The sequence below is a fragment of the Actinospica sp. genome, from assembly GCF_035552695.1.
Taxonomy (GTDB): Bacteria; Actinomycetota; Actinomycetes; order Streptomycetales; family Catenulisporaceae; genus Actinospica.
Window position 1 is genome coordinate 17,007 of record NZ_DASZKT010000273.1, and the last position, 23,322, is coordinate 40,328.

The window sequence follows — 23,322 nt, forward strand, 5'->3', positions numbered from 1 at the left end:
TGCGATCGGGCGGGCTGCCCGGCCCGCCCGACGCGCACGGTCTCGTCGCCTACAGCAGTCCGGAGGCGAAGTGGTCTCCAGGGCCCCGCACTCCGGGGAGCACGTAGAAATAGCCGCCGCCGGTCGGTGAGATGTAGTCCACCAGCGGCTCGCCGTTCAGGCGGTTCTGGACGGCCAGGAACTGCCGGGACACGTCCTGCTGGTAGCAGCAGAAGGCCAGGCCCACGTCCAGGTTTCCGTCCAGGTCGATGCCGCGGTCGTAGTTGTAGCCGCGGCGCAGGATCTGCTGGTCGTACGTCGCGGTGCTGCGCGGGTTGGCGAGGCGGATGTGCGCGGTCAGCGGGATGATCAGGCCCATGGGGTCGGCCGGGTAGTCCGGGAGGTCGGACTCGGACGTTCCGTCCAGCGGCGCGCCGGAATCGCGGCGGCGGCCGATCATCGTCTCCTGTTCCCGCAGCGAGACGCGGTCCCAGAACTCGATCAGCATCCGGATGATCCTGATGACCTGGTACGAGCCGCCGGCCGCCCACGTCGGCTCGACGCTGTTCGCGCCGCCGGCCCAGGTCAGCGCATTCATCGCGGCCGGATCGGTCACGTCGGGATTGGCGATGCCGTCCATGAACCCGAGTTGGTTGCGCTGGGTGGTACCGGCGGGGCGCGGCGCGGCGTGGAAGCCGTCGATCTTCCAGATCGGCTCCATCCAGGTCCTGGTGTGCCGCGTGATGTCGCGCAGCGCGTGCATCACGGTGTCGCGCGAGTCCGCGCAGATCTGGATGCTGATATCGCCGTCGCGCTCGGTGGAGTCCTGCATGTCGTCGTTGGGGAACACCGGCATCTTCACCAGGTGCTTCGGCTTCTGCGCGGCCAGCCCGTAGCGGGAGTCGAACAGGGACGCGCCGACGCCGACGGTGACCGTCAGGCCGTCCGAGGGGATCACCGGACCGAGGGTGTCGCTGTCGGTCGGCGGGGACGCGAGGTCGGTGGCGGGCGCCGGTCCGCCGGCAGTGAGGAACGCGATCCGCGCCGTCAGGGTCTGGAACAGTTCGCGCAAGCCACCAGCGTCCGCGGCGGTGACGGCGAAGGAGACGAAGCTCGCTTCGGCCTGCTGCGGCGTGAGCACGCCGGACTGGTGCGGGCCGTAGAACGGGATCCGCCGTCCCGAGGCGCCGGAGCTGGCATCCGCGGCGTCAGCGGCGTACGCGAGTGCGCCTGTGCCGACGGCGAGGGCTGCGGTCCCGGCCGCGCCGAGCGCTGTGCCGCGCAGGAACGCGCGTCGGCCGAGGCGCGCATGCGGGAACGGGCACGAGCCAAGGGCTTCAGAAGATGCGGAGGATGCAGGGGCGTCGGGCGAATCGGTGGTCATGCCGAGTTCCTTGGCGTGAGCAGGTTGGGGATGGGCGCCAGTTCTTCGAGCAGAGCGCCGGTGTCGGAGTCGATCCGCCGACGCTGCGCGGGCGCGACGTCGGCCAGCGGCGTCCAGGTGCCGTTGGAGGCGCGTTGGGCGAGCAGATCGGACTGGAGGCGCTTCAGGTCTTGGTCGATGGTCGGCAGCAGGCTCTGGTCACGCGGCGCGAGGAGGCTCTTGAGGATGCTCAGGATCTCCGTCGTGCCCTGGGTGTTCGCGTAGACGGTCGCCAGCGTCGTCCCGCTGCCGTAGTCGGCGATGCCCGTCAGTTGGAACTGCAGGGAGTTCTCCAGGATCTCGTGCGCACGCAGCGGCAGGTCGCCCGGGTCGACCTCCTCGCTCGGGAAGTCACGGATCAGGGCCTTGACTTTGGATACGAGATTCTTGGTCAGCGGCTGCACCGCCGCGGCGCTCCGTCCGCTCCACAAGGCATGTTCTATGGCGAAGAACCCGGTCCAGCCGGGCGTGTCCGTACCCTGCGGCAGTCCGGTGGCCAGGCCGTTGATTTCGCCGTCGTATTCACCGAAGGCGTTGTAGGCCGCGCCGAGGCGCTCGTAGTCGAGGTGCGCCGTGAGCCAGTCGGTCTTGGCCGCGGTCAGATTTCCCGCCGCGATGTCGGCGTTCAGGGTGGTGGAGTCGGCCAGCAGGGTGGGCAGCGCGGCCTCGACGTAGGCGGTGTAGGCGCGTACCGGCTGCTCCAGTTCCAGATCTCCCATCGGCGGGTAGCCGGTGACGGCGCCGACGGCGGTGCCGGTCAGCGTGAACGGGGGAGAGGTCTGGACGGTGCCGTCGGTGAAGACGCAGCGCAGGGCGTACGTCCCGGCGGACAGGGTGGTGCTGAGCGGCAGCACCTTGGCGGGGGCGAGGGACGGGATCTCGGCGAAGACCAGTCCACCGGACAGGTTGATTACGTAGACTGACGCGTAGGCGTTGCGGGTATCGGTGCTGGTCACCGTGAACAGGATCGGGCCGGCCGGCATGTGTGCGGCAGGTGTACCGCAACCGGTTTCGCCGATGCTGATCGGGCCGCCGACGGCGCCCGCACCGGCGGCGGTGGAGCCGGCGGTTCCCGCGAGCACCGCGATGAGGCTGAGGCCGGCGATGCGGGCCCGCCAGGAGACGCGGCGCGCCCCGCGCCGCCGCGTGGGTGAAGACGGATTCGTATGCATGATCGCGACCGGTTCCTTCCAGACGGTCCGCCGACGAACGGCTCGAAGCGGGGCGACCCGTGAAGGGGCCGCCCCGCGAGGTCGTTCGCGGCGTCAGTTCCAGATGCCGGAGATCACGGTCGCGCTGCTGCTGCTTCCGAGCGCCTTCAGGCCGTACATCGCCTCGACGGTGGCGAGCACGTTGTAGTGGTTGATCGACTGATCGTCCTTGCTGCCGGCGATGACGTGCTGGCCCACGATGATCGTCGGAACCTGGTTGTTCTCGCTGTAGTCGTCCTCGTCCCAGGTGACGATCAGCAGGCTGTTGTTCGTCTTCGCCCACTGCGCGTACGCGTTGAGCTTCGTCTGCAGCCACGTGTCGGCCGCGGCGATGGTGCCGTCGTGCATGTCGTCGAGCAGGTTCGGGATGACGAACGAGACCGTCGGCAGGCTGGCGTAGTTCGCGCTGCTCGGGAACGAGGTGTACGGCACGTTGGTGGTCGTGCCCGAGGTGTTGCTGAAGTTGACCCAGGGCGAGTGCTTGCGCGCGTACTCGCCCGACGTGCACGCGGTCGATCCGGCCTTGGGTAGGCCCTCGGAGTACCCCTTGAAGGTGTCTCCGGCGGCCTTCAGCTCGGAGCCGAGGTTGGCCGTCGTGCCCTTGTTCACCGGGCAGGTGTCCGAGCTGAGGCCGTCCGTGCTGCCGTAGTACAGGGCCATGTAGTTCGGCTCGCTGGGATGCGAGACGCCGAACGAGCTGGTCATCAGCGCACCCTGCGAGGCCAGGGAGTTGAAGTAGGCGGTGTCGCTGTTGGAGTTGACGATGTCGGCGTAAGAGTGGTTCTCCTCCATCACGATGACGACGTGCGCCGGCTTGGGCAGCGTCGTCGCGGCGGACTGCATGGCCGGCTGGCCGTGGTGGGCCACGGTGAGGCCGGCCGCGAGCAGCCCGGCGCACGCGGCGGCGGTGCCGAACAGGCGGGCCGTGCGGTGGAAGGTCGATCGGGGTGTCGCACGCATCTGAGTGTGGGTCCTCTCGGGATGAGCCCCGGGGCGCAGCGACGCCCGGGCACTCGTCGTGCCGGTGGCGTGCCTCTGACACTAGGGGCGCGGACAGGGTCCGGGAAGGGCCGCGGGCCGCGCTGGAAATCCAGTACCGGCCGGTAACATTGCGCAGGGTGGCATCGCCAAGCCTTGACTCGGCAAGCCTTGACGCGGGGCGGCACCCGACGCTTCAATCCCCCGCGAGACGCTGGCGGACAGACGCCCGCACCGGCGGTCGGAATGCGGAATGCGGGGATACGAGGATTTCCACGTCGCGGTGCGCACCGCGATCGAACGCAGAGGGCTGAGCCTCGACCGGCTGCGGCTGCACATGGCCGCCCGGGACGTGCGGATCAGCACCTCCACCCTGAGCAACTGGCAGCGCGGCATCGGACAGCCGCGCTCGCCGGAGTCGCTGCGTGCCCTCGCGGCGCTCGAAGGGGTACTCGGAATGCCCGGTGGGGCGCTGGCCCGGCACATCGTGGATCGGAACGGCGCGGATGACCCGCCGCCGCTAGGCCCCGGGATGCCGCGCGGTCTCGCGGCACGGATGCGCGAGAAGCTCAGGGCTCCGGACGCCTCCAGCGCGCGGGTGCTGAGCGTCCAGGCCGAGGTCCGGATCGGGCTGAGCAGCCCCTTCCGGGTACTGCGCACCCGGAAGGTGGTGCAGGCCGACCGGTCCGGCCTTGACCGGCACGTGGTGCTCTACCACTCGGACACGAGCGTCGGCCGCCCTCTGATCCGACCCCTCGGCGCCTGCCGCCTCGGGCGCACGCTGCGGCACGAGGACAGCGGGCTGCTGGCGGCGGAAGTGCTGTTCGCACCCCTGCGGCGGGCCGAGACGTTCCCCCTGGAATACGAGATCAGCGACGACCATCAGGACCCTTACCACGGGAACTGGTTCAGGGACACGGGACAGCGCTACGAGCTGACGATCCACCTGGACCCCGAGCTGGACGTGCGATCCGCGCATCAGATCCGCCGGACGGAGGCCGGGCTGCCCAATCGGGACGTCCGCCCGATCCGGGCGATCGGCCGAACCGTGCTCCACCTGCTGGTCCCGGAAGCGGCCGCCGGCTTCCACGGCGTGCGCTGGGAGTGACGATCTCGCGGTGAGGCGCCCACAGCCGGAATAGACGGGCGTCGGCCAAAGTTGCAGTAGACGTCAAACATAGTGTCGACTCTAAGATTGGCCGATCATGATCCTCATCACCACCGCCGGCAAGGTGGGCTCAGCGGCGGCACTCCTGCTCGCGCAACGGGAAGTGCCGGTCAAGATCCTGGTCCGCGACCCGGCCGCCTCGGCCGGGCTGGCGCGGGCAGGGGTGGAAGTCATCGCGGGCGACCTGCGGATCCCGGCCTCCATCGACGCGGCGATGCGCGGGGTCGCGGGCGTCGTGCTCGTCAGCCCGGCGGTACCCGCCGAGGAGCTCAACGTCATCGACAGCGCCGTACGCGCGGGCGTGAACCACGTCGTGAAGGTCACCAGCAAGTCCTCGCTCGACTCGCCGATCGTGCGGCGTCGCGGCCAGGCGCAGATCGAGAACGCGTTGATCGCCTGCGGGCTCGGCTACACGCTGCTGCGCAACAACGCCTACATGCAGAACTTCTTCATGCTGGCCCCCGCGATCGCCGCGACGGGCGGCTTCGGCGCCTCGGCCGGTGACGGCCGGATCGGCATGATCGACACGCGCGATGTCGCCGACGTCGCCGCGTGGATCGCCGTGGCTCCCGAGCCGCACGCTGGAAAGACCTACTGGCCCACCGGGCCTGAGGTGGTCTCCTATGCGGATGCCGCAGCGGTCCTCTCCGAAGCGCTCGGCCGACCAGTCGCCTACCGTCAGCTCACGTTCGAGCAGCAGAAGCAGGCGATGGTCAACGCCGGTCTTCCCATCAACGTCGCCGAGGACAACGCCAGGGCGCTCGGCCTGTTCGCCGACGGCGACGCCGACTACACCACCGACGACGTCCCCACACTCATCGGCCGGCCGGCGCGGACGTTCAAGCAGTTCGTTGCCGACTACGCCCAGGCGTGGCAGATCAGTCTCGCCTAGAGCCGGTGCGGAACCAGAGGTCGAGCTCGTCCAGGATGTTCTCAATGGCCGGATACAGCTCGTCGGCGATCCGCGACTGGCTCTGGCCGTCGACGGTGCGCCGCCCGGCCTCGCCGATGAGGATCCGGAACACACCGGCCAGCGCGATGCCCTGGAGCCTGGCGATCTCGGCCGGCACGGCGGTCGTTCCGATGGCTTCGCCCAACGCGGCGGCCTGGCGATCGATCATCTCCAGCGCCAGCCGCCGCACGGTCGGGCTGATGGCCGCGAGGTAGCCGAGTTCACCGCGCCACAGCTCCGGCGGGATGTCGCGAATTCCGGCGACGGATTCGAGGACGAAGTCGCGGATGGCGGCCGCCGGTGTGACCGCGGCCGGCCGCGACCGGATCAGTTCGCACAGCCGGTCCCGGACCTGTGCCTCCCGGTCGGTGACCAGCTGTTCCTTGGTCGGGAAGTAGTTGTAGACGGTCTGCTCGGCGACCTCGGCCTCGTGCGCCACGTCGACCACGGCGACCTGCTCATAGCCGTGCTCGGCGAACAACCGGGCCGCGGTTTCGGCGATCAGCCGCCTGGTCCGTGCCTTCTTCAGCTCGCGCAACCCGGTCTTTTCCACCTCGGCCACGCTAGCAGAGCGATTTCGACGCGCTGATCTGCGACGAAGGCACCGGTGTGGTACGTGGGATTCGCCTGCTGTCCACGCTCCCTATACGTGTTCCTGGCAGAGTGCAGCAAACCCTCTAAGGGACGACCTGGTGAAAGGGCTGTACGGCATGAGGATCGTGCGCATCGCGAACTTCGTCTCCGCGGAATCGGGCGGGTTGCGCACCGCGCTGCACGGGCTCGGCAGCGGGTACGTGACGGCAGGTCATGAGGCGATTCTCATCGTGCCCGGCGACGGGCGCAGCGATGTGATGAGCGATCAGGGCCGGGTCATCACCCTGCCGGGAATGCCGGCGGCCGGGGCGCGGCGGATGCTGGTGCGCCGCGCCCCGGTCACCAGGCTGCTCGAGGAGCTGGCTCCGGACCGGCTCGAGGTCTCCGACCGCTCCACGCTGCGGTGGGTCGGCACGTGGGCGCGGCGGCGCGGCATCCCGGCCATGATGATCTCCCATGAGAACCTGACCGGCCGGCTGACCATGCTGCCGCCGGTCTTCGCCCGCGCAGCGGTTCCCTTCAGCGACTTCGTCAACCGGCGGTCCGCGCGGGACTACGACCGGATCGTGTGCTGCACCGGGTGGGCCGCCTCCGAATTCGAACGGCTCAAGGTCGACAACCTGCTGCGTATCCCGCTGGGCGTCGATCTGGAGACGTTCTCCCCGGCGAGACGCAGCCGCGAGCTGCGCGATCGCTACGCGGCCCGCGACGAGGTGCTGATCGTGTACGCCGGCCGACTCGCGCCGGAGAAGGAGCCGGAGCGAGCACTGGACGCGCTGGAACTGCTCCGCCGCTCCGGAATCCCGGCGGCGCTGGTGGTGGCGGGCAGCGGCGTGCTGCGCGAGCGGATGGAGAAGCGCGCCACGGCCGCGGAGCTTCCGGTGCGCTTCCTCGGTTTCGTGCACAGCCGGCCGGAGCTCGCGGCGCTGCTGGCCTCCGCGGACATCGCACTCGCCCCCGGCCCCATCGAGACCTTCTGCCTCTCCGCGCTCGAGTCCCTGGCCTGCGGCACGCCGGTCGTCGCCAGCACCGAGGGCGGAGTCAGCGAGGTCGTCGGCGAGGGCGGCGTGGCCGCCACCGGGGAGTCGTTCGTCGAGGGAGTCAGGGAACTGCTCGCCCAGCCGGCAGCGGACCGCAGGGCCCAGGCCCGGGCCCGCGCCGAGCGGTTCGGCTGGTCCGCCTCGGTGGCCGAATTCCTCGCCGCGCACCACGCCAACCGTACGGTCGGCACCCGTCGAAGCAGGCTCCGCACAGGCGTCGTCCGCCCAAGCGGCGCCGCGCAGCCCGGCGGCCGCCCACACCACGACGACCGCGCCGCCGCGTAGCCGCGGACGGCGCGCCGCCGCGGCTATGCGGGTGCTGCGATGTGACGACCCCGCAATCTCGCCTTGAGACCTGGTTAAGGATCCTTACTATAAGGTCGCCCGCATGAGTCTCACGAAGTCGATCGCGATATCGGTCGTAGCGGCGGCCGTCCTCGTCGCCGGTGCCGCCGGAGTGACCATGGCCGCGGGCACCACAACCAGCGCCGCGTCGGCGGCCGCCGCCCCCGACGGCGCACCGACCTCGGCGTCTGCGCTGGGGGTGATCTCGGTGCCGACCAGGGCGCAGCCCTCGGGCACGTCCCGGTCCGCCGCGGCGACACCCGCGCGAACCACAGGCGCCGCGAACGCTTCGGCCGCCACCTCGTCCATCAGCCTGAGCAGCTGGGCCGGCCTGGTTCTGCCGATCAACACCACCGGCGGACTCTCCGGCAACAATGCCAAGGTACTGAGCCCCGCCCGGTTGGACTCGCCCTGGCTCACCCAGACCTCCAGCGGCGCCCTCCGCTTCTGGGCGCCGTCCGGAGCGGCCACCACCACCCACTCGCTGCACGCACGCACCGAGCTCGAGTCGGCGATCAAGTACGACATCGCCACGCACGCCCACACGCTCACCGCGACCCTGCGGATTCAGCGGCTCCCGAAGAGCAACCCGGAAATCTGCGTCGCACAGCTGCACGCCGGTGGTTCCGGCGGCTCCAACCCGTTCGTGATGGTCGACTACAAGTCCGGCAAGCTGTACGTGATGGTCGCCTCCGGCACCAGCGTCGCAGCGAACTTCTACACGCTGCTGACCAACGTGCCCCTCGACGCGGCCTTCTCCTACCGCGTCTCCGACAACGGCAACGGCACACTGACGATCGGGGCGAACGCGTCGGGTCAGAGCAAGTCGTACACGGTCCCGATCCCGAGCGTCCTGCGGGGCGTCTCAGGCCACTTCTCCGCCGGCGACTACGAGCAGGGAAAGGGCAGCGCGGGCGCGACCGATGGCGGCGAGGTACTTTTCACGGCACTCAACCAGACCTGACGACGGATGTGGAGCGTGGCCCGCGGACTGCAAGCCGCGGGCTCACGCGTCGAGTGCGAGTAGTTCGCGGCCTGCGCGGATGACGGTCTCGCGTACCAGTTGGGGATCGTCGAGCTCTGCCGCGGAGAGCGCTCCGTCGTGCAGGAGCACGAGCACGCGTCCGGCGTGGTCCGGGTCGGGGTGGCCGGCCTGTGCGGCGAGCTTGGTGACGGTGTCCTGGAACCACGCGCGGTGTTCGGCCACTGCGACACGTACCGCGTCGGCGGGGTCGGGGTATTCGGCCGAGGCGTTGATGAAGTGGCAGCCGCGGAAGCCCGCGGAGCAGGTGACCTGGCCGATCAGTTCGAACAGTGCGGCGGCGCTGAGCTTCGGGTCCGCCTGGTCGAGCGCGTCGGCGACGGCCGAGCGCAGGTCCGCGTCGGTGGCGCGCAGATAGGCCTCGACGAGGTCCTCCTTGGCGGGGAAGTGCCGGTAGAAGGTCGCCCTGGTCACGCCCGCCTCGGTGACGAGGCGGTCCACCGGCACGGTGTGGATGCCCTCGCTGTAGAACAGCCGGCGCGCGGTGCTCAGCAGGCGCTCTCGGGGGCTCTCGGCGGTGGCGTCCATGCAAGCCATTGTAGAAGAAGGAACGTTCTGTTGACACTTCTCCGCCGAGGCCGTAGCGTCAGCGGCATGGGGAGAACGAACGTTCTGTCTCCTGCCTTCCCTGCCGCCCGCTGATCGGAGTCCCGCCCATGACCCCCGCCACCGCTCCGTCCTCGAACTTCTCCGTCTTCCTGGAGCGCAATGCGCGGTTCGCGGCCGGCGACGCCAAGGACGGGATCCCGGCGATCCCCTTCATCCCGTTCAAGCAGGTGTACGTCATCACCTGCATCGACCCGCGCGTCGAGCCGGCGGCCGTGCTCGGCGTCGAACTCGGCGACGCGATCGTCGCCCGCAACGTCGGCGGACGCGTCACGTCCTCGATCGTCAAGGACCTCGCCTGGATCTGCCACCTGCACGAGAATAAGACCCCTGACAGCGACTGGTTCGAGGTCGCGGTCATCCACCACAACGACTGCGGCTCCGCCCTGTTCGCCGACGACGAGCTGCGCCGCGGCTATGCGGCCCGCGGCGGCTACGACGAGCGGACGGCGGCCGCGATGGCAGTGCTCGACCCGGCCGAGACCGTGCGCGAAGACGTGGCACGCCTCGTCACGGCTCCCGAGCTTGCCGCCAGCCGCGACAGCTTCAAGATCGGCGGATACGCCTACGACCTGAAGACGGGTCTGCTCACCACGATCGTCGACCCGAGCTGATCAGATCCCGAGCGGCGCGGGCCGCCGCCCTCACATCGAGGACGCGAACCGCCATCGGGTGGCGCCGTTCGGGGCGACGAAGGCGAGACCGATGGCCGTGTGCAGCGTGAACCTGTACAGGTACCACGGAGGCGGGCCGGCGCTCTGCGCGCTGAACGGTGCGGTGAGCGCGTCGCCGAGGACCTCCGCGGGCCAGCCGTGCGTGCGGTATGCGGCGGCCACCGGCTCGAGCACGGCCGGGTCGGTCACCCGGGCGGCCTCGCCCTCGAGCACCAGGTCGACCTCGGGAAGCCGCATCGAGAGCGTGCACGCCGGATTGCGTTCGAGGTGCCGGGACTTGCGGGTGCCCGGACCGCTGGTGAAATACATCGCCCCGCCGTACTCCAGGGCGCCGATCCCGGCGGAATGCGGCCTGGTGTCCGGGCCGACCGTACCGAGGAACTGCGGCGTCTCCGGCCGCGGAATCACGTCGGCCATCGATTCGAGCACCCGGCTCCACGGCAACTTCGCATCGCCGTAGATGTTCAGGTCCACAGCTTCCACCGGTTCGGGCAGCATCGCTTCTCCTGCAGGGGTGCGAGGGCGAGAGCCCCATTATGGCCGCGAGGGTCCACGGAGCGTAAGACCGACACGGCCTGAGTGTTCGGCCACGTCATTCGCGGTGCCGTTGCGCATGGATCTCCGTCACCCGGAAGGTCCTCACCGAGTGCCCCGGTCCGGTCCCGGCACGAGCCTGAGGGCGAGGACAGTGATCCATTTGCACCGGAGGAGCGGAGAGCGAGCATGGCGAAGGCGTATCTGGTGGGCAGCGGCATCGCGTCGCTGTCGGCGGCGGCTTTCCTGATCAGGGACGGCGGCTTCGCGGGATCGGACATCGTGCTGCTCGAAGAGCAGAATCGGCTGGGCGGGAGCCTGGACGCCGCGGGTTCGCCCGAGACCGGATACACGATGCGCGGCGGCCGGATGTTCGAGATCCACTTCGACTGCACGTACGACCTGCTCGGATCCATTCCGTCGCTGGACGATCCGTCGAAGTCGGTGACCGAGGACACCTTCGCCTTCCACGAGGACTTCGCCTGGAACGACCACGCTCGGCTCGTCGACGCCTCGGGCGCCGTCGTCGACTCGCACTCGATGGGCTTCGCCGAGCGCGACCGGCTGGAGCTGGTCAAGTGCGTGGCCACTCCCGAGAAGCTGCTCGACGGCAAGCGCATCACGGACTGCTTCAGTGCAGGGTTCTTCCACACGAACTTCTGGTGGATGTGGTGCACCACGTTCGCATTCGAGCCCTGGCACAGTGCGATCGAGTTCCGCCGCTACCTCAACCGCTTCATCCACCTGTTCAAGACGTTCGACTCGATGTCCGGGATCTATCGGACCCGGTTCAACCAGTACGACTCCATCGTGCGCCCGCTGCTCAAATGGCTCACCGACCAGGGCGTGACCGTGCAGCAGGGCACCAGGGTCACCGACCTGCGGCTGGCTGCGGGCGACGCGCTGACCGTCGAGGCGCTCAGCTGCACCCGCGATGGCCGCGACGAGGAGATCGCGCTCGGCTCGGACGATCTGGTCATGGTCACGAACGGCTCGATGACCGCCGACTCGACCCTCGGCTCCACGGACCGCGCGCCGGTGCTCGACGCGTCGGGGTCCAGCGGGGCATGGCAACTCTGGGAGACGCTGGCCGCCAAGCGCCCCGGACTCGGTCGGCCGTCGGTGTTCACCTCCACGATCCCCGACTCCACCTGGGCGTCGTTCACGGTGACGACGAAGGACCCCACCTTCTTCCAGCTCATGGAGAAGTTCAGCGGCAGCGAAGCCGGCAAGGGCGGCCTGATCACCTTCAAGGACTCCGGTTGGCTGCTGACCATCGTGCTCAACCACCAGCCGCACTTCCGCGAGCAGCCCGAGGACACCTTCGTCTGGTGGGGCTACGGCCTGTTCCCGGAACGGGACGGTGACTTCGTCGGCAAGCCCATGGGGGAGTGCACCGGCCGGGAGATCCTGGACGAGGTGCTGCACCACCTCCGCTTCGAACAGAGCCCGCAGATCCTCGACCACTCGACCGTGATCCCCGCGCTGATGCCGTACATCACCAGCCAGTTCCTGGTCCGCAGCGCCGGCGACCGGCCCCAGGTCGTCCCGGAAGGCTCCACCAACCTCGCCTTCATCGGCCAGTACGCCGAGGTCCCCGACGACGTCGTCTTCACCGTCGAGTACTCGGTGCGCACCGCCCGGACCGCCGTGGCCGGCCTGCTCGGCCTGCCGCAGCCGCCCGCGGTCTACCAGGGCGCGCACGACCCGAAGGTGCTCGTCGAGGCGCTCGGGACGATGCACCGGCGGTGAGCCTCCGCCGCGCCGATGGGCCCGTCGCCGTGACGAGTCTTGACAGCTTCGCCGCCTCGCTGGTGTGGTAGACCTGCAGAGCTGACCGAACGTTCGGTTGGCATGTGGGACGTGAGGGAGACCGGTGAACGCCGCAGAGCATATGTTCGCAGCAGACCAGGCCTCGCAGGCGCTGGGTATCGAGTTGGTCGAAGTCGGCGCGGGCGGCGCGACGCTGCGCATGAAGGTCACCGACACGATGGTCAACGGCCACGGCATCGCGCACGGCGGCTACGTGTTCCTGCTCGCGGACAGCGCGTTCGCCTGCGCGTGCAACAGCCACGGCCCGGTGACCGTGGCGGCCGGCGCGGACATCAGCTTCATCGCGCCGGTCCGCGCCGGCGACGAGCTCACCGCCGTCGCCGAGGAGCGCGTCACCTTCGGCCGCAGCGGGATCTACGACGTCAGCATCCTGCGCGGAGACGAGGTCGTCGCCGAGTTCCGCGGCCGCAGCCGCGTGCTGAACGGCGGGAACAGCGGCCGTCCGAGTTAGCCGGCGATGTATCGCGGCCGTTCCTGCTCGGCGGTGGCGACGGCGAAACCGGCGATCCATTCGGGAACCGGGCGGTAGAAGCGGTCGGTCACGCGATACGGGCCGGTGGCGGCGAGCGAGGCGAACGCGGCGATCCAGGTGCGCACCTCGTGGGCGCTGCCGCCGCCCTCTCGTCCCATCCACTCCACGCTCCACGAGTCGAACTCGGGCAGCCGGCCGTCCTGGATCACGTCGAGGAACGCGTTGTCCCACTTCGGGCTGATGGGGATCATCGAGGTCGAACCCGCGGCATAGTCGCGGCCCGCCTGGACGACCCGCAATTCGCCCCGGCCGCGCTGCTCCGGCGTGGGCGGCGTTCCCTCGATCAGGGCGTCGGCCACTCGCGGCGGGGCGCCGTCGAGCACCGGGACGGGCGGGTCGTGCGAGAGGCCGCCGGAGCCGAGGAACAGCACCCTGCGATCGAGTGCCGCCGCCGACTCGCCGATCGCGGTGCCCAGGGCCCTGATTCGGCTGACCGGGCCGAGCGGGGTCGCGACGCCGTTGACGAACACGGGCACCACCGGCACGTTCCCGATGCCGTCGAACAGCACCTCCAAGGGCTGGACGAAGCCGTGGTCGACGGTCATCCGGGCCGAGATCGTCAGGTCGACGCCGCGTTCCAGCACCCCGCGCGCGATCTCCCGGGCGGCGGCCGTGTCCACGGACAGCGGGCCCTCGGCCGTGTCGAAGTCGCCGACCGCGTTGGCGGCGGTGGCCAGGCAGAACGGCGGCATCTCGCGGTAGAAGAACCCGTTGTAGTGGTCGGGGGCGTAGAGCACCACGAGTTCGGGGTCGAACTCGCGGACGAACGCGCGGGCGCCGCGGACGGCGTCGGCCACGGCTTCGAGGACCTCGTCGGGCGGGTCGTTCTTGCCGATGAGCGGGGAGTGCGAGAGCCCCACGGCGATCGCGGTCATGCGGAGTTCCCGGGGCGGATGACGAGTTTGCCGGTCAGTTCGCCGTCGATCATCAGCTGGATGCCCCGGTGGATCTCGGCCAGCGGCAGCGTCCGGTCGATCACCGGCCGCGCCCCGGTGGCCTGCATCATCCGCAGCATCGCGACGAGTTCGGCGCGGGTGCATCCGGTCGAGCCGAGGATGCGCTGCTGCAGGTAGAAGACGCGTCCCAGGTCGGCCGGCGGGTTCGCGCCGCTGGTGGCACCCGCGACGACCACCGTGCCGCCGGGTCGCAGTGCCCTGAGGGAGTGCGACCAGGTGGCCTCGCCGACGGTCTCGATGACCACGTCGACGCGCTCGGCCAGCCGCTCCCCGCTGGCCACCGCCTCGCGGGCGCCCCAGTCCAGCGCCTGCTTGCGCTTCTCCTCGCTGCGGCTGGTGGCGTAGACGACGGCGCCCGCCGCGGCGGCCAGGTGGATGGCGGCGGACGCCACTCCGCCGCCGACGCCCTGCACGAGGACGCGGTCGCCGGCGCGCACCCGCGCCTGCGTGAACAGCATCCGGTAGGCCGTGGTCCAGGCCACCGGCAGGCACGCGGCCTCGTCGAAGGAGAGCCAGTCGGGCTTGGGCACGAGGTTGCGGCGGGGGACGACGAGGTACTCGGCGAACGCGCCGTCGTGCTGCTCGGACAGCAGCGCCCGGCCGGGATCGAGGGTCTCGTCCCCGGCGCCCGCGTCGGGATCGGCGATCACCGGGTGCACGATGACCGGGTTGCCGTCCTCGTCGTATCCGGCGGCGTCGCAGCCGAGGATGCGCGGCAGTCGGTCGGCGGGATGGCCCACGCCGCGCAGCGTCCACAGGTCGTGCATGTTCAGCGACGAGGAGACGACCCGCACGCGGGCCCAGCCGGGCGGCGGCTGGGGAATCGGCACCTCGCCGAGCACCAGGCCGCTGAGCGGATCCGTCGGGCTCTGGCTGACGGCGGTGGCGGCTAGCATCATGCGGCCAGGCTGGCCGAGCGCGGTTCCCGGCCGGAACTCGGCGTGCCGCCGTACGGAACAGGGGTTGGAACGCGCGGGGGCCCGCGCGTTTACCTGGCCCCATGAAACCCACGACCACGACCGCGCTCAAGCGTCCGCCCGAAATGACACGCTCGACCGACGTCTCCGGGCTGGTCGACGCCGAGGGCGGACTGCTGGACCGCGCCGTGTTCACCGATCTCGAGCTCTACCGGCAGGAGCTGCGCCGGGTGTTCGCCCCCAGTTGGCTCTTCCTGGCGCACACCGATCAGTTCCGAAAGCCCGGCGACTTCTTCACCACGTACATGGGTGAGGACCCGGTGATTGTCACCCTCGACAAGGACCGGCGCATCCGGGCGTACCTCAATTCGTGTCGGCATCGCGGCGCGCGCGTGTGCCGCGCGGACTACGGTTCGACCCGCAACTTCACCTGCACCTACCACGGCTGGTCCTACGACCTGGCCGGCTCGCTGGTCAGCGTCCCGAACCGGGCGGGCTATCCGGAGTCCTTCGACACGGCCGACTGGGGCCTGGCGGAGGTTCCGCACGTCGAGACGTACCACGGGCTGATCTTCGGCACCTGGAACCCGGAGCCGGTGGCGCTGCGCGAATCGCTCGGGGATATGGCCTGGTACATGGACGCGATGCTCGACCACGACGACGCGGGGACGGTCGTCGTCGGCGGCGTGCACAAGTGGGTGCTGGAGGGCAACTGGAAGCTCGCGGCCGAGCAGTTCGCCACCGACTGGTACCACGTGAACATGAGCCACGCGTCGGCGCTGATGCTGCTCGCCCCGCCCGGAAAGGGCCCGAAGGACGAGATCGTGCACCGCACCGGCCGCCAGTACGCGGGCCCGAACGGACACGGCGCCGGTTTCCCGGTGCACCCGAGGAACCGCTTCGACGCCGAGACGGTGCACAAGTGGACCGACTACGACGCGTTGCGCGCCCGGCTCGGCGACGCCCGGGTCGAGGGCCCGCTGACCAACGGGCACGCGACCGTCTTCCCGAACTTCTCCTACCTGCCGGTCAACGGCTCGATCCGGGTCTGGCACCCGAAGGGCCCGGACCGGATGGAGGTGTGGGCGTGGACGATCGTGGACGCCGCGATGCCCCCGGAGGTCCGCGAGGCGCAGCGCCTGTACAACCTGCGCACCTTCGGCCCCTCCGGGATCTTCGAGCAGGACGACGGCGAGAACTGGAGCGAGGTCCAGGCCGTCGCGCACGGCGTGATCACCAATTCGATTCCGCTCAACTACCAGATGGGCCTCGGCTCCGAACGCGAGGACGGCCGGTACCCCGGCACCACCAGCGAGCTCTACAGCGACGCGGCGGGCCGCTCGTTCTATGCACATTGGCGTACGCTGATGAATACCCCTGCCTGGCACGAGGAGGTGGGTCGATGAGCGAAGGGATCCGCGTCGCGCGACTCGAGGAGATTCCCGAGGGCGAAGGCATCGCGATCGACAAGGCGGTCACCGGCACAGCCGACAACGTCGCGCTGCTGCGCGACACCGACGGCAGCGTGTGGGCGCTCGACGACACCTGCACGCACGAGGACGCCTCGCTCGCCGACGGTTTCGTCGAGGACGGATACGTCGAGTGCCCGCTGCACGCCAGCCGCTTCTGCCTGAAAAACGGCGAGGTCCAAGGCCTGCCCGCCACCCGAGGCACCTGCGCGCACCGAGTCGAGGTACGCGACGGCGAGGTCTACCTCTATCCGAATACCTCCGGCGGCGGCGCATGAGCAGAGTCCTGATGAGCGGAGTCCTGATCGTGGGCGGCGGGATCGCCGGGGTGAGCACCGCGGCCGCACTGCGCGCCGGCGGTTTCGACGGCGACGTCACGCTGGTCGACGAGGGCGAATTCCCGTACGACCGGCCACCTCTGTCGAAGGAGTACCTGGCGGGTGCACGCGATGTGAAGCAGCTCGCGCTGCAGCCGCCGGAGTGGTACGACGAGCAGCGCATCCAGCTGATCAACCGCACGCGGGCGACCGCGCTGCATGGCGCCGAGGGCGCCGTCGAGCTGGACAGCGGCGCGGTTCTGCGTGCCGATCGCGTGGTCCTGGCGACCGGTGGACACGCCGCACGACCGCCGATTCCCGGTGCCGACAACGATCGCGTCCACGTGCTGCGCACCCTCGCCGACGCGGACCGGCTGCGCGCCGCGCTCAATCCCGGCGCACGCGTCCTGGTCGTCGGGGCCGGGCTGATCGGCGCAGAGACCGCTTCGACGATGACAGGACTCGGCTGCGAGGTGGTCATCGCCGACCCCGAGGCGCGTCCGTTGGAACCGGTCCTCGGGCCCGAGTTCGCCGCCTGGCTGCACGGACAGCACGCGGTGCGCGGCATCGAGACCGTGCAGCAGACGATCACCTCGTTCGGCAAGCAGCCCAACGGCATCCGCGCCTACTTCGGAGGCGGCCGAGCTCCCGAAGACTTCGACGCGGTGCTCCTCGGCGTCGGAATGGTGCCGCGCGTCGAGCTCGCGAAATCCGCAGGGCTCGTGGTCGAGCGCGGCATCGTGGTGGACGCGCGGCACGCGAGCTCCCATCCCAACGTCCTGGTCGTCGGCGATCCGGCCCGCATGCGCGTATCAGGTGTGCTGCATCCGTCCGCCGAGCATTGGGACGCCGCGCAGGTCGACGGTGCTCGTGCCGCGGCCGCGATCCTCGGCACCGCGCCGCCGCCCGCGAGCGCGCCGTGGTTCTGGACCGATCGGCATGGCCGGCACATCGAAGCCGTCGGCCGCCTCGCCGAGGCCGAACGCGCCGTGCTGCGCGGCGCGTTCGCGGACCCGTCCTTCAGCATGTTCGGGCTCGTCGGTGATCACGTCGTCGCGGCCGCCTCGGTGGATGAGCCGAACGCCGTGCGCACGGCGCGCCGACTGATCGACCGGCGGATCCCGGTGGACGCGTCGCGCCTGGCCGATACCGGAACCAATCTGCGGACCCTGCTTCGAGGATGACGATGACGACTAAGACCTCGACCACGACGACCACGCCCGGGCGGGCCGACCGCGACACGCACTTCGAAGTCGAGCAGTTCTACTACGCGGAGGCCGAACTCCTCGACGACGGCCGTTTCGCGGACTGGCTCGATCTGCTCGCCGAGGACCTCGACTATTGGATGCCGACGCGCACCAACCGGCTGCGCCGTCAGCAGGCACTGTCGATCGCCGCGCGTGGCGAGGCCGCGTACTTCGACGAGACCAAGGAATCCCTCGCCTGGCGCATCCGCCGGTTCGACTCCGGCATGGCCTGGGCTGAGGACCCGCCCTCGCGTACGCGGCACCTCGTCACCAACGTCACCGTGCGGCACGCGGACTCGGGCGAGAACGACCTGCTGGCCCGCTCGGCGTTCCTGGTCTACCGCAACCGGCTCGAACGCGAGGTGACCGTCTTCGCGGGCCGCCGCACCGACCTGCTGCGCCGCACCGAGCAGGGCCTGCGCGTCGCGCGCCGGGAGATCCTGCTCGACCAGAACGTGCTGCAGGCCAAGAACATCTCCACCTTCTTCTAGGACGGACCTCTCGTGACCGAATACCGCAAGGTCTCCACCTCGCTCGGCGAGATCGCCGTGGCCGAGGCCGGTTCCGGACCCGCCGTCCTCGTGATGCTGCACGGCGGCGGCCCGGGCGCGTCCGGCCTGAGCAACTACCACCAGAACCTGGGTACCCTCGCACCTCGCTTCCGGGTGCTGCTGCCGGACCAGCCAGGCTTCGGCGGCAGCTACCGGCCCACCGAAGCGGACCTCGCCGAGCGCTCGATCACCGAGATCACCGCGGACGCGCTCATCCAGGCCCTCGACGCACTCGGTGTGAACCGCTTCCACCTGCTCGGCAACAGCCTCGGCGGTGCCGCGGCCCTCGCGATCGCGCAGCAGCATCCCGACCGCGTCGCAGGACTCGTCCTGATGGCTCCCGGCGGCGGATGGCTGCCGTTCGGCCCGACCCCCACCGAGGGCCAGAAGGAGATGTTCCGCTACTACAACGGCGAGGGCCCGACGGAGAAGAAGATGGCCGACTTCATCCGGACCATGGTCTTCGACCACAAGCAGTTCGGCGCGGACGTGGTCCGTGCCCGGTACGAGGCTTCGCTGGACGACAGCCACATCGCCTTCTACCACCTCTACAACTCCGCTTTCGGCAAGCGCGGCGGCATGGACCCGCTATGGAAGGACCTGGACAAGATCGCGTCGCCCACTCTGCTGCTCTGGGGACGCGACGACCGCACCATCACCCTCGAGGGCGCGCAGATCATGCTCAAGCAGATCCGCGACGTCCAGTTGCACGTGTTCGGCCGCTGCGGGCACTGGGTCCAGCTCGAACGGCGGCACGAGTTCGAACGGCTCGTCAGCGACTTCCTGGCCGGTGTCGCGTGACCGGCTGGCTCGCGGGATACAGCACCCTGATCACCGGTGGCGGCTCCGGAATCGGGCGGGCGGTGGCCGAGCGCTTCCTCGCGGAAGGCGCGTCCGTGACCGTCTTCGGCCGGGACAAGGAGCAGCTCGACGGGTTCACGGCTTCCGATCCGCGCGTGCACACCGTCGTCGGCGACGTACGCGACCCGGACGCGCTCCGGCGCGCGGTCGCGGAAACTGTTGACCGGTTCGGCAAACTCGACACCCTCGTCGCCAACGCCGGAGTCTGGGACTACCAGCGTCAGCTGACCCGCCTGAGCGCGCACGAACTCGACGCGGCCTTCGACGAGATCTTCTCCATCAACGTCAAGGGCTATCTGCTCGCCGCGCACGCCGCGTGGCCGGAACTCGTCCGCAGCCGCGGCAGCATCGTGATGACGCTGTCGAACGCGTCCTTCCATGTCAACGGCGGCGGCCCGCTCTACACCGCCAGCAAGCACGCCTGCCTCGGCCTGATGCGCGAACTCGCCTACGAGCTCGCGCCCAAGGTGCGCGTGAACGGCGTCGCATGCGGCGGGATGAACACCGACCTGCGCGGCCCCGCATCCCTCGAATTGGCCGACCGCTCGATCGGTGTGTCCTTCGCGAAGCAGCGCCCGGATGCCGCGCCCCCACCGATCCCGCTGCACGACTCGAGCACCGAGCCCGCCGCGTTCACCGGCCCCTACGTACTACTCGCCGCGCGGGAGCAATCCGGCGTCATCACCGGCCACGCCATCAGCGCTGACGGCGGCATCGCGGTACGCGGCTTCGCGCACGCGGCCGGCGGCGACCACCTCGAGTAAAGGAGCCCGAGATGAGCGGCATCCATCCGTTCCCGCCGAACTCAGGCCACAACGTGGACGTGAACCTGGCTGCGGCGGTCGCGCGCAATGCCCACTACCAAGGGGGCGTCACGGTCGTCAGCTATCCGGACGGCGATCTGACCTTTGCTCAGCTCGACGACAAGGCCGCCCGCCTGGCCGCCCAGTTCGTCGACTCAGGCCTCGGCGACGGTGACCGCGTCGCCTACGTCGGCCTGAACAGCCCAGCGTTCCTCGTCACGATGCTCGCCGCCTTCCGCGTCGGGGCGTTGTTCGTGCCGGTCAACTTCCGCCTCGCGGAACCCGAACTCGAACGCGTGCTCACCGACAGCGGCGCCGAGGTCGTCGTGTGCGAAGAAGGCCATCGCGCGGTGCTTGAGAACGTCCGTGCTCGTACGGCGTTGCGCCGCTTCCTGCTCGTCGACGACGACCCGAATGTGCCGGTCGGTGCCGATGCCCCCGAGTTCTGGGAGCTCTGGACCGACGTGATCGCCCGCGCCGAGCCCGGGAACACGATCGCGGTGAAGGGCCTCGACGATCCGGCCTTCCTGATCTACACCTCGGGCACCATCGGCCTGCCGAAGGGCGTCGTGCTCACCCACGGCAACGTCTGGTGGAACTCCGTCAACGTCGACACCGTGCTCGATTCCCGTCGCGGCGACGTCACGTATGCGGGTGCGCCGCTGTTCCACATCGGCGCGCTCAACAGCTTCACCCTGCGCACCCTCGCGCGCGGCGGCACCGTGGTGATCAGACGCGGGTTCGACCCGGAATGCCTCCTCGACGACCTCGTCACCCTGCGCGTCAACACGATGTTCGCCGTGCCCGCGATGCTCGCCGCGCTCGCCCGCGTCTCCGGCGCGCTCGACACACCCCTGCCGGACCTGCGCACGATCGTCGTCGCCGGCGCTCCCGTGCCCGCGACGTTGATCGAGGCCTTCGCTGCTCACGGGATCACTCTCCAGCAGGCCTGGGGCCTGACGGAGACCGCGCCGTTCGCCACGCACCTTCCGGCCGAGCGAACCCGGGACAAGGTCGGCTCGGCGGGTATCCCGATGCCGCACACCCAGGTCAGAGTCGTCGGATCGGACGACAACAAGCCTTTGAAACCCGGCGAGCCCGGCGAGATCGTGGTTCGCGGGCCGAACGTCACCCCCGGCTACTGGCGCAACCCCGAGGCCACCGCGGCGGCCTTCGACGACGCCGGCTGGTTCCATTCCGGCGACATCGGCTACCTCGACGAGGACGGTTGCCTCTACGTGGTCGACCGGCTCAAGGACATGATCATCAGCGGCGGGGAGAACGTCTATCCCGCCGAGGTCGAACGTGCCCTGTCCGCCATGCCGGGGATCACGGATATCGCCGTGGTCGGCGCGGCTGACGAGCAGTGGGGCGAGACCGTCGTCGCGGTCGTCGCACTCGCCGAAGGGGTCGCGATCACGCTCGAGGACGTGCGCGAGTACGGCAGCGCGGTGCTGGCACGCTACAAGCTGCCGCGCCGGCTCCAGGTCGTGCCCGCCGTCCCGCGCAACGCCTCCGGCAAGATCCTCAAAGCCGAGGTTCGGCGCCTGGTGTCGGATGACGAGGACTGACATGGACGCCGACATGGACGCAGCCCGCCTCGAACGCTGCGTCACCGGACGCCTCGCCCGCGCCTACCCCGCGGCGGCGCACGACCTCGAGGTCCGAGCGGTCCCGGAGTCCGCGGCCATGCTGCGTGCCTGGGCACGCGGGGCGTTCGCCGCCGACCCGGGCTGCCGTCGGGTGGTCTACTCCGTCCGAGCCGGAGACCGAAATGGCGCCGGGACAGCGCGCGACGCCGGATTCCGCCACGTCGTCGATGTCGAGCTCGCCGATGCCGAAGAACTCGAACTCTGGGTGGCGGAACCGGCGTGGGTCACCGTTGCGGACGGCTACCAGGTGGGCTGAACCACGAGCGGAGTGGGCTGGTACGTCAGGAAGTTCCCCCCGCCGAGGCCGGTCAGCTTGTCCGCGGCGGCGTTGAGCGTGGCGGCGTCGGTCGGACTCCAGTGCCCGGTGCCAACGCGCGCGGAGACCGTGTTGATCGCGGCGACGACGTCGGCGGCCGTGAAGTTGCAGTGGCCGATCGCGGCGACGTAGGACTGGCGCAGGTTCGCGGCATCGCCGTGCTCGCGCACCCGCTGGGCGTAGTTGTTCTCCTGCTGGACGGGGATGAGCTGGTCCGCGATGGTGTGCACGTCGAGCTCGGGGATGGGCAGGTATCCCGAGTTGGTCGAGGTGCGCTCGGTGTTGGCCAGCGAATCGCCTTCGGACGTGTAGCTCTCGTTCTTGTCGAGCGCGGCGACGTCCGCGTCCAGGTCGAGTCCGGCCTGCTGGTACAGGGCTTTGATCTGGCTGTAGTACGGGGACGAGCGAAGCAGCGCGGCGTAGTTCACCCCGACGTTGTGCGAGGGATCACCGCCCACCGCCTGCTCGATCGCGGCCTCCGCGCCCAGGACGAACGGCAGCTGCCCGCCGGTCAGCGTCTGCTCCTCCTGCTGTTCCTGGCCGACGAAGTCCCCGGGTGACGGAGCTGCGGATCCTGACGCCCAATCGGTCTCGTTCAGCAGCGCGGAGGCGAGCGCGATGCGGGCTCGACCCGAGGCGGTGCTCTGAGCGGTGGAGATGGAGCTCTGCAGGGCCGTGCCCGACGCGGCGCCCTGGCCGAACGATGTGAAGTCGCGCAGCTGGACGCCGGACGCGCCGGGAAGCAGAGTAGTGATGGCGTACTCGCCGTTGAGCTCGGAGTCGGTGAGGTCGACCGCGCCGTCCACCATCCCGCAGAAGGTCACGGCGCCCGAGATCCGGCCCGCTCCGTCCTGCGCGATGATGCTGTTGGTCAGTCCGCCCATCGAATCCCCGCTCGCGATCGTGCGCTGCGGCGTGCCGAACTGCCTGCCGAACGCCGTCAGCGTGGCGAACTGGTCCCGCACCGAGGAGTTGAGGGCCCACAGCGAGCCCTTCGGGTCGTACGACGAACCGGCGAGCGCGTACCCCTGGGCGAGCAGCGCTGTGCCGGACTGTGCGGAGGGCGCGTCCTGTGCGGTGAGCGGGCCGAAGCCGTGGCTGAAGAGGACCAGAGTGCCGTTCCAGTTCGCCGGGACGTCGGCGATCCAGGTCGCTCCGTCGGCGAGCGTCCCGGTGTGGTGGGTGGTGGTGCCCGCGGCGGAGGCGGGGTAGACGGCGACGGCCACGAGGGTCGCCGCGGTTGCGCCGACTGCGAGAGCGGCGACCTTGGGTGAGCGCATCATCGAGCTCCTTGCTCAGCGGATGGGGGAGTACCGCTGACA

The 23,322-nt window shown here is 69.9% G+C and carries 24 protein-coding genes; 15 read left to right on the forward strand and 9 right to left on the reverse strand.

Translation table 11 applies throughout. The features are described 5' to 3' along the window. Nucleotides 1-49: 49 nt before the first annotated feature. From efeB to VG296_RS30940, 3 genes are all read right to left on the reverse strand, one after another. Nucleotides 50-1,363, reverse strand: coding sequence for an iron uptake transporter deferrochelatase/peroxidase subunit (gene efeB, locus VG296_RS30930; protein WP_325572048.1), 1,314 nt, complete (start codon nucleotides 1,361-1,363; stop codon nucleotides 50-52). Further along, on the reverse strand, nucleotides 1,360-2,574 hold the full coding sequence (locus VG296_RS30935) for an EfeM/EfeO family lipoprotein (protein ID WP_325572049.1): 1,215 nt from the start codon (nucleotides 2,572-2,574) through the stop codon (nucleotides 1,360-1,362). Before VG296_RS30935 ends, efeB begins: the two co-directional genes overlap by 4 nt. Nucleotides 2,575-2,667: 93 nt before the next feature. Next, nucleotides 2,668-3,573 (reverse strand): alkaline phosphatase family protein, encoded by a 906-nt coding sequence (locus VG296_RS30940; RefSeq protein WP_325572050.1) that lies wholly within the window; start codon nucleotides 3,571-3,573, stop codon nucleotides 2,668-2,670. Nucleotides 3,574-3,844: 271 nt separating this feature from the next. Here VG296_RS30940 and VG296_RS30945 point away from each other — a divergent pair, with 271 nt between their 5' ends. Beyond that, the gene (locus tag VG296_RS30945; RefSeq protein ID WP_325572051.1) at nucleotides 3,845-4,699 is read left to right on the forward strand and encodes a hypothetical protein; all 855 of its coding nucleotides are present in this window, start codon (nucleotides 3,845-3,847) and stop codon (nucleotides 4,697-4,699) included. Nucleotides 4,700-4,796: 97 nt separating this feature from the next. Further along, nucleotides 4,797-5,651 (forward strand): NmrA family NAD(P)-binding protein, encoded by an 855-nt coding sequence (locus tag VG296_RS30950; protein ID WP_325572052.1) that lies wholly within the window; start codon nucleotides 4,797-4,799, stop codon nucleotides 5,649-5,651. Here the strand turns inward: VG296_RS30950 and VG296_RS30955 are convergent. Continuing rightward, nucleotides 5,638-6,264, reverse strand: a complete 627-nt coding sequence (locus tag VG296_RS30955) for a TetR/AcrR family transcriptional regulator (RefSeq protein WP_325572053.1) — start codon at nucleotides 6,262-6,264, stop codon at nucleotides 5,638-5,640. The genes VG296_RS30950 and VG296_RS30955 overlap by 14 nt on opposite strands. Nucleotides 6,265-6,421: 157 nt before the next feature. Between VG296_RS30955 and VG296_RS30960 the strand changes: the two genes are divergently transcribed. Both VG296_RS30960 and VG296_RS30965 read left to right on the forward strand, forming a co-directional pair. Further along, nucleotides 6,422-7,630 carry a glycosyltransferase gene (locus VG296_RS30960; protein ID WP_325572054.1) on the forward strand — a complete coding sequence of 403 codons (1,209 nt, stop codon included), beginning with the start codon at nucleotides 6,422-6,424 and terminating at the stop codon, nucleotides 7,628-7,630. Between the two features lie 103 nt (nucleotides 7,631-7,733). Beyond that, entirely contained in the window at nucleotides 7,734-8,654 is a 921-nt protein-coding gene (locus tag VG296_RS30965; RefSeq protein WP_325572055.1) for a polysaccharide lyase family 7 protein, read from the forward strand. Nucleotides 8,655-8,696: 42 nt separating this feature from the next. On the opposite strand, the gene VG296_RS30970 is transcribed toward VG296_RS30965, so the two are convergent. After that, nucleotides 8,697-9,260 (reverse strand): helix-turn-helix domain-containing protein, encoded by a 564-nt coding sequence (locus tag VG296_RS30970; protein ID WP_325572056.1) that lies wholly within the window; start codon nucleotides 9,258-9,260, stop codon nucleotides 8,697-8,699. A 128-nt stretch (nucleotides 9,261-9,388) separates the two neighbouring features. Between VG296_RS30970 and VG296_RS30975 the strand changes: the two genes are divergently transcribed. Beyond that, nucleotides 9,389-9,952, forward strand: coding sequence for a carbonic anhydrase (locus VG296_RS30975; protein ID WP_325572057.1), 564 nt, complete (start codon nucleotides 9,389-9,391; stop codon nucleotides 9,950-9,952). Between the two features lie 30 nt (nucleotides 9,953-9,982). Here the strand turns inward: VG296_RS30975 and VG296_RS30980 are convergent, their stop codons facing one another. Next, on the reverse strand, nucleotides 9,983-10,510 hold the full coding sequence (locus VG296_RS30980; protein WP_325572058.1) for a pyridoxamine 5'-phosphate oxidase family protein: 528 nt from the start codon (nucleotides 10,508-10,510) through the stop codon (nucleotides 9,983-9,985). 225 nt (nucleotides 10,511-10,735) lie between these two features. Here VG296_RS30980 and VG296_RS30985 point away from each other — a divergent pair, with 225 nt between their 5' ends. Together VG296_RS30985 and paaI are read left to right on the forward strand one after the other, a co-directional pair. Next, on the forward strand, nucleotides 10,736-12,298 hold the full coding sequence (locus VG296_RS30985; protein ID WP_325572059.1) for an oleate hydratase: 1,563 nt from the start codon (nucleotides 10,736-10,738) through the stop codon (nucleotides 12,296-12,298). 142 nt (nucleotides 12,299-12,440) lie between these two features. Beyond that, on the forward strand, nucleotides 12,441-12,830 hold the full coding sequence (gene paaI, locus VG296_RS30990; RefSeq protein ID WP_349259767.1) for a hydroxyphenylacetyl-CoA thioesterase PaaI: 390 nt from the start codon (nucleotides 12,441-12,443) through the stop codon (nucleotides 12,828-12,830). Here paaI and VG296_RS30995 read toward each other — a convergent pair. Together VG296_RS30995 and VG296_RS31000 are read right to left on the reverse strand one after the other, a co-directional pair. After that, a complete protein-coding gene (locus tag VG296_RS30995) occupies nucleotides 12,827-13,786 on the reverse strand; it encodes a 3-carboxyethylcatechol 2,3-dioxygenase (protein ID WP_325572061.1) in 960 nt (319 codons plus the stop codon). The genes paaI and VG296_RS30995 overlap by 4 nt on opposite strands. Further along, nucleotides 13,783-14,763, reverse strand: a complete 981-nt coding sequence (locus VG296_RS31000; RefSeq protein WP_349259768.1) for a zinc-binding dehydrogenase — start codon at nucleotides 14,761-14,763, stop codon at nucleotides 13,783-13,785. Before VG296_RS31000 ends, VG296_RS30995 begins: the two co-directional genes overlap by 4 nt. Nucleotides 14,764-15,014: 251 nt before the next feature. Between VG296_RS31000 and VG296_RS31005 the strand changes: the two genes are divergently transcribed. From VG296_RS31005 to VG296_RS31040, 8 genes are read left to right on the forward strand one after another with little or no spacing between them, the layout of a single operon-like run. Beyond that, nucleotides 15,015-16,190 carry an aromatic ring-hydroxylating dioxygenase subunit alpha gene (locus VG296_RS31005; protein WP_349259769.1) on the forward strand — a complete coding sequence of 392 codons (1,176 nt, stop codon included), beginning with the start codon at nucleotides 15,015-15,017 and terminating at the stop codon, nucleotides 16,188-16,190. Then, a complete protein-coding gene (locus VG296_RS31010; RefSeq protein WP_325572064.1) occupies nucleotides 16,187-16,531 on the forward strand; it encodes a non-heme iron oxygenase ferredoxin subunit in 345 nt (114 codons plus the stop codon). Before VG296_RS31005 ends, VG296_RS31010 begins: the two co-directional genes overlap by 4 nt. A gap of 11 nt (nucleotides 16,532-16,542) precedes the next feature. Continuing rightward, nucleotides 16,543-17,754, forward strand: a complete 1,212-nt coding sequence (locus VG296_RS31015; RefSeq protein ID WP_349259770.1) for an NAD(P)/FAD-dependent oxidoreductase — start codon at nucleotides 16,543-16,545, stop codon at nucleotides 17,752-17,754. A 2-nt stretch (nucleotides 17,755-17,756) separates the two neighbouring features. Further along, entirely contained in the window at nucleotides 17,757-18,308 is a 552-nt protein-coding gene (locus tag VG296_RS31020; protein ID WP_349259771.1) for a 3-phenylpropionate/cinnamic acid dioxygenase subunit beta, read from the forward strand. 12 nt (nucleotides 18,309-18,320) lie between these two features. Beyond that, nucleotides 18,321-19,169, forward strand: coding sequence for an alpha/beta fold hydrolase (locus VG296_RS31025; RefSeq protein ID WP_325572067.1), 849 nt, complete (start codon nucleotides 18,321-18,323; stop codon nucleotides 19,167-19,169). Next, entirely contained in the window at nucleotides 19,166-19,993 is an 828-nt protein-coding gene (hcaB, locus tag VG296_RS31030; protein ID WP_325572068.1) for a 3-(cis-5,6-dihydroxycyclohexa-1,3-dien-1-yl)propanoate dehydrogenase, read from the forward strand. The genes VG296_RS31025 and hcaB overlap by 4 nt, the downstream gene beginning before the upstream one ends. An 11-nt stretch (nucleotides 19,994-20,004) precedes the next feature. After that, complete coding sequence (locus VG296_RS31035; protein ID WP_325572069.1) at nucleotides 20,005-21,603, forward strand: long-chain fatty acid--CoA ligase; 1,599 nt, start codon at nucleotides 20,005-20,007, stop codon at nucleotides 21,601-21,603. Nucleotide 21,604: 1 nt separating this feature from the next. Then, nucleotides 21,605-21,940: a hypothetical protein gene (locus tag VG296_RS31040; protein WP_325572070.1), complete on the forward strand. Its 336-nt coding sequence runs from the start codon at nucleotides 21,605-21,607 to the stop codon at nucleotides 21,938-21,940. On the opposite strand, the gene VG296_RS31045 is transcribed toward VG296_RS31040, so the two are convergent. Further along, nucleotides 21,925-23,283: a DUF6351 family protein gene (locus VG296_RS31045; RefSeq protein ID WP_325572071.1), complete on the reverse strand. Its 1,359-nt coding sequence runs from the start codon at nucleotides 23,281-23,283 to the stop codon at nucleotides 21,925-21,927. The two genes, VG296_RS31040 and VG296_RS31045, sit on opposite strands and share 16 nt — an antisense overlap. Between the last annotated feature and the right edge of the window lie 39 nt (nucleotides 23,284-23,322).

Excerpts from the sequence above, each read along its gene's own strand:
- VG296_RS31035 (WP_325572069.1), top strand. The coding sequence starts at position 20,005 with ATGAGCGGCATCCATCCGTTCCCGCCGAACTCAGGCCACAACGTGGAC.
- VG296_RS30985 (WP_325572059.1), top strand. The coding sequence starts at position 10,736 with ATGGCGAAGGCGTATCTGGTGGGCAGCGGCATCGCGTCGCTGTCGGCG.
- VG296_RS30935 (WP_325572049.1), bottom strand. The coding sequence starts at position 2,574 with ATGCATACGAATCCGTCTTCACCCACGCGGCGGCGCGGGGCGCGCCGC.
- VG296_RS30945 (WP_325572051.1), top strand. The coding sequence starts at position 3,845 with ATGCGGGGATACGAGGATTTCCACGTCGCGGTGCGCACCGCGATCGAA.
- VG296_RS31045 (WP_325572071.1), bottom strand. The coding sequence starts at position 23,283 with ATGATGCGCTCACCCAAGGTCGCCGCTCTCGCAGTCGGCGCAACCGCG.
- VG296_RS30995 (WP_325572061.1), bottom strand. The coding sequence starts at position 13,786 with ATGACCGCGATCGCCGTGGGGCTCTCGCACTCCCCGCTCATCGGCAAG.
- VG296_RS30980 (WP_325572058.1), bottom strand. The coding sequence starts at position 10,510 with ATGCTGCCCGAACCGGTGGAAGCTGTGGACCTGAACATCTACGGCGAT.
- paaI (WP_349259767.1), top strand. The coding sequence starts at position 12,441 with ATGTTCGCAGCAGACCAGGCCTCGCAGGCGCTGGGTATCGAGTTGGTC.
- VG296_RS31015 (WP_349259770.1), top strand. The coding sequence starts at position 16,543 with ATGAGCGGAGTCCTGATCGTGGGCGGCGGGATCGCCGGGGTGAGCACC.
- VG296_RS31040 (WP_325572070.1), top strand. The coding sequence starts at position 21,605 with ATGGACGCCGACATGGACGCAGCCCGCCTCGAACGCTGCGTCACCGGA.
- VG296_RS30975 (WP_325572057.1), top strand. The coding sequence starts at position 9,389 with ATGACCCCCGCCACCGCTCCGTCCTCGAACTTCTCCGTCTTCCTGGAG.
- VG296_RS30940 (WP_325572050.1), bottom strand. The coding sequence starts at position 3,573 with ATGCGTGCGACACCCCGATCGACCTTCCACCGCACGGCCCGCCTGTTC.
- efeB (WP_325572048.1), bottom strand. The coding sequence starts at position 1,363 with ATGACCACCGATTCGCCCGACGCCCCTGCATCCTCCGCATCTTCTGAA.
- VG296_RS30965 (WP_325572055.1), top strand. The coding sequence starts at position 7,734 with ATGAGTCTCACGAAGTCGATCGCGATATCGGTCGTAGCGGCGGCCGTC.
- VG296_RS30960 (WP_325572054.1), top strand. The coding sequence starts at position 6,422 with ATGAGGATCGTGCGCATCGCGAACTTCGTCTCCGCGGAATCGGGCGGG.
- VG296_RS31010 (WP_325572064.1), top strand. The coding sequence starts at position 16,187 with ATGAGCGAAGGGATCCGCGTCGCGCGACTCGAGGAGATTCCCGAGGGC.
- VG296_RS31000 (WP_349259768.1), bottom strand. The coding sequence starts at position 14,763 with ATGCTAGCCGCCACCGCCGTCAGCCAGAGCCCGACGGATCCGCTCAGC.
- VG296_RS30970 (WP_325572056.1), bottom strand. The coding sequence starts at position 9,260 with ATGGACGCCACCGCCGAGAGCCCCCGAGAGCGCCTGCTGAGCACCGCG.
- VG296_RS30950 (WP_325572052.1), top strand. The coding sequence starts at position 4,797 with ATGATCCTCATCACCACCGCCGGCAAGGTGGGCTCAGCGGCGGCACTC.
- VG296_RS31020 (WP_349259771.1), top strand. The coding sequence starts at position 17,757 with ATGACGACTAAGACCTCGACCACGACGACCACGCCCGGGCGGGCCGAC.